Source organism: Nguyenibacter vanlangensis, assembly GCF_013376155.1.
Taxonomy (GTDB): Bacteria; Pseudomonadota; Alphaproteobacteria; order Acetobacterales; family Acetobacteraceae; genus Gluconacetobacter; species Gluconacetobacter vanlangensis.
Window position 1 is genome coordinate 1 of sequence record NZ_JABXXP010000348.1, and the last position, 3,075, is coordinate 3,075.

At 67.6% G+C, this 3,075-nt stretch carries 3 protein-coding genes and 1 tRNA gene; 3 read left to right on the forward strand and 1 reads right to left on the reverse strand.

What is annotated here, in order from left to right; translation table 11 throughout:
• From HUK84_RS13590 to HUK84_RS13600, 3 genes are all read left to right on the forward strand, one after another.
• Positions 1–1,635, forward strand: a 1,635-nt coding sequence (locus HUK84_RS13590) for a hypothetical protein (protein WP_176640768.1), incomplete at its 5' end; no start/stop codon positions are given.
• Positions 1,636–1,703: 68 nt separating this feature from the next.
• Positions 1,704–1,778: transfer RNA gene (locus HUK84_RS13595), tRNA-Val, on the forward strand.
• A 344-nt stretch (positions 1,779–2,122) separates the two neighbouring features.
• Entirely contained in the window at positions 2,123–2,482 is a 360-nt protein-coding gene (locus HUK84_RS13600; protein ID WP_176640769.1) for a YidB family protein, read from the forward strand.
• Positions 2,483–2,542: 60 nt separating this feature from the next.
• Here the strand turns inward: HUK84_RS13600 and HUK84_RS13605 are convergent.
• Positions 2,543–3,075: N-formylglutamate amidohydrolase (locus tag HUK84_RS13605; protein WP_176640770.1), on the reverse strand; the 533-nt coding region annotated here is incomplete at its 5' end.

Here is a 3,075-nt window from a genome sequence, read left to right on the forward strand (position 1 = left end):
CGGGCGCTGACCGACCTGCCGGAATCCGGCGCGGCGGTCGTGCTGGCCGCGACCTTCGACGGGGCGCGGACCGGCGAGCGGATTGCTCATCTGATGCCGCCGGGGGCGCGTTTCGTGGCGCTGGACGCGCTGCGCCTGCCGGACGGATTGCTGACGGTGCGCGAGCGCTATCTGGACAAGCTGAATTTCGCGACCAATCACGCCTTCTTCCGCGATGCGGACGGGCTGTCGACGCGGCTGGTCACGGCGAATTACTGGTCGCGCTATGGCGCGGCGGCGGTGCGGCTGTGGCTGCGCCTGTTCGATGCCGATGGGGCGGTGCTGGCGACGTGGGAGGAGACGGTGCCCGGCGACGAGGCCGCGATCGTCATCGACAGCCGGGCCGTGCGGGCGCGATTCGGGCTGAAGCCCTTCGTGGGGCAGCTATTCGTCCACGCCGTGGGGGTAGCGGGCCATGACGTGGTGAAATACGCGCTGGATACCTATGGTACCGATGGCAATCGCAGCCTGTCGGTGACGCATGACGCCAATGCCTGGCCGTCCGACCGCTATGCCAACCTGCCGGCGCCGGATCGGGGCGAGGACGTGGTGCTGTGGGTGCAGAACAGTCATGCGGTGCCGATCCCGGCGGGGGCGATGAGCCTGAATCGGATGGGACGCGAGACACATGTGCCGATCGCGCGTGCGGTTGGCCCCTATGAGACGGTGGCGATTCGCGTCGCCGACTGCCTGCCGGACCTGGCCTGGCCGGCGCAGATCGAATTCCGGTCCGGCCGCCATGTGGTGCGGCCGCGCTATGAGGTGACGGGCGGAGGACGGACGCGCATCGCGCACCTGAATGTCGAGCGTGCCGATCTGCGCCCCGACCCGGGAATCCGTGATCTGGCCCCCAGCCTGGGGCGCGGCTATCTGCTGCCGTTCCCCATTCTGGACCCCGCGCGGTTCCGCACCATCGTCCAGCCGGTGCCGATGGCCGAATCGCAGGCCGACCTGCCGCTGCGGCTGGATTGCTTCGATGCGGCGGGTCGGCCGACCGGGCAGAAATTCCTGGGCTGCCTGCCGCGTGACCACGACCTGGCGCAGGACCTGGCCGAACTGGGCGTGCCCGGCGGCCATGGGGAACTGGTCTATGATTTCCGCGACGGCGGCGAGGCCGATGGCTGGCTGCACGCGCTGGTGCGCTTTGTCGCGCGCGATGGCGGCCATGTGGCGGAAACCAGTTTCGGTGCGCATATCTTCAACACGGTCATGACCTATCGGGGCGAGCCGCAATCCTATTCCGGGCCGCCGCCGGGGCTGACCACGCGATTGTTCCTGAAGGGCGGGAACGGGCTGGGCGATGCGTTCTGCTGCCTGATCTATCCGGCGTCGAATTCATGGCGGGCGGAATCGCGGACCGTGCTGAGCCTGCATGACGCGGCCGGGCGGACGCTGGCCGAGACCGGGTTGCGGATCGCGTGCTCGGGGTCGGCCGTGGTGTGGCCGCACATGCTGTTCGCGGCCGACATGCTGGAGCGCGCGGGGCAGGGCGGATATGTCATGATCCGCGACACGACCTGCCGCCTGTTCGGCTATCACGGCGTGATGCGGGCATCGGACGGCGCCTTCTCGCTGGATCACATGTTCGGCTTTTGACGAATCTATGACGAGGCGTCTTGCGATGGGGGAGCGGATCCATTAAGAGGGCCCCACCGAGCACGGATGGGTGCGTAGCTCAGCGGTAGAGCATCGCCTTCACACGGCGGGGGTCACAGGTTCAATCCCTGTCGCACCCACCATCCGATCTTCCCGGCCGGGCCGGCACGGCGTTGAATGATACCCGTGGATCGGCGGCATGCGGCGGGTTGCTGCTACTATTCTCTTGACACCAATTTGTGATTCGCGCCATGTGTGACGTGTTGCAGCGTTGCGTTTGCGGCTGCTTCTTGGACGTTTCCTCCCTAAACTTTCGCGGTGCGGTAGCGCCGCTTTTTTTTTGCCATGCGCCATGGCGATGATTCCGTGATAAAATATGTATGTTTGGAGCGGATCGTGACGCGATGGGGTGCATCGCGGCAATCTGCTCGGCGAGATATGGCCTGGGCGAGTTTTGCCCGGGCCGCCAGCGAGAGGCAGGTGGGATATGGCCGGATTGTTTGACGGGCTGCTGAACACGGTGGAGCAACTGGCCGGCCAGGCCGGGCTGGGCGAGATGCTGAACCAGCATCTGTCCGAACTGACCTCGGCGCAGGGGATTTCGAACCTGGCAGCGCAGGCCGAGCAGGCCGGCCTGGGGGACAAGGTCCGGTCATGGATCGGCACGGGCCAGAACCTGCCGATCTCGGTGGATGAATTGCGATCGATCCTGACGAACCAGCAGGTCGAGGCGCTGGTCGATCGGACCGGCCTGCCGGCCTCGACCATCCTGCCGGCGCTGGCGCAGTTCCTGCCTGCGGCGGTGGATCAGCATACGCCGTCGGGGCAGGCGCCGAACGCGGGCTGAACCGGGCCGCGCAAGGCGGTCGAGGGGCGATTCCAGGGAGCCGTATCTGGGAAATCGTGTCTATGATGTCGTGCCGGCGGAGCGGGCCAGATCCTGGGCCACGCCCGCGAGCGTGCGCAGCAGGTCGGTCATGGCGGCGCGGATCGCCGTGAATCCGTCATGCGGGACCAGGCGGTTTTCGTCCATATAGAGCGGGCGGCTGATTTCGACCTGCAGGGCGTGGCGGTGGCGTGCCGGCTGGCCGTAATGCCGGGTGACGTAGCCGCCCGCATACGGTTTGTTGCGGCTGGTCGCGAAACCCTGGGCGCGGAGCGCGGCCTCGGCCGCGGCGCTGACGGCGGGGGCGCAGGACGTGCCCCACCCGTCACCCAGCACGAAATCGGGCGCATCCAGGCCGGCGATGCCGGGCATGGAATGGCAATCGACCAGCAGGCAGGCACCGTGGGCCGCCACCTGGGCCTGGATCAACGCCGCCAGCGCGGCGTGATAGGGCATCCAGAAATGGCGGATGCGCTCGGCGGCGTCGGCGAAAGGCAGGCGCGTGCGATAGAGCGGCGCCCCGGCGGCCGAAATGCGTGGAATGACGCCGAGCC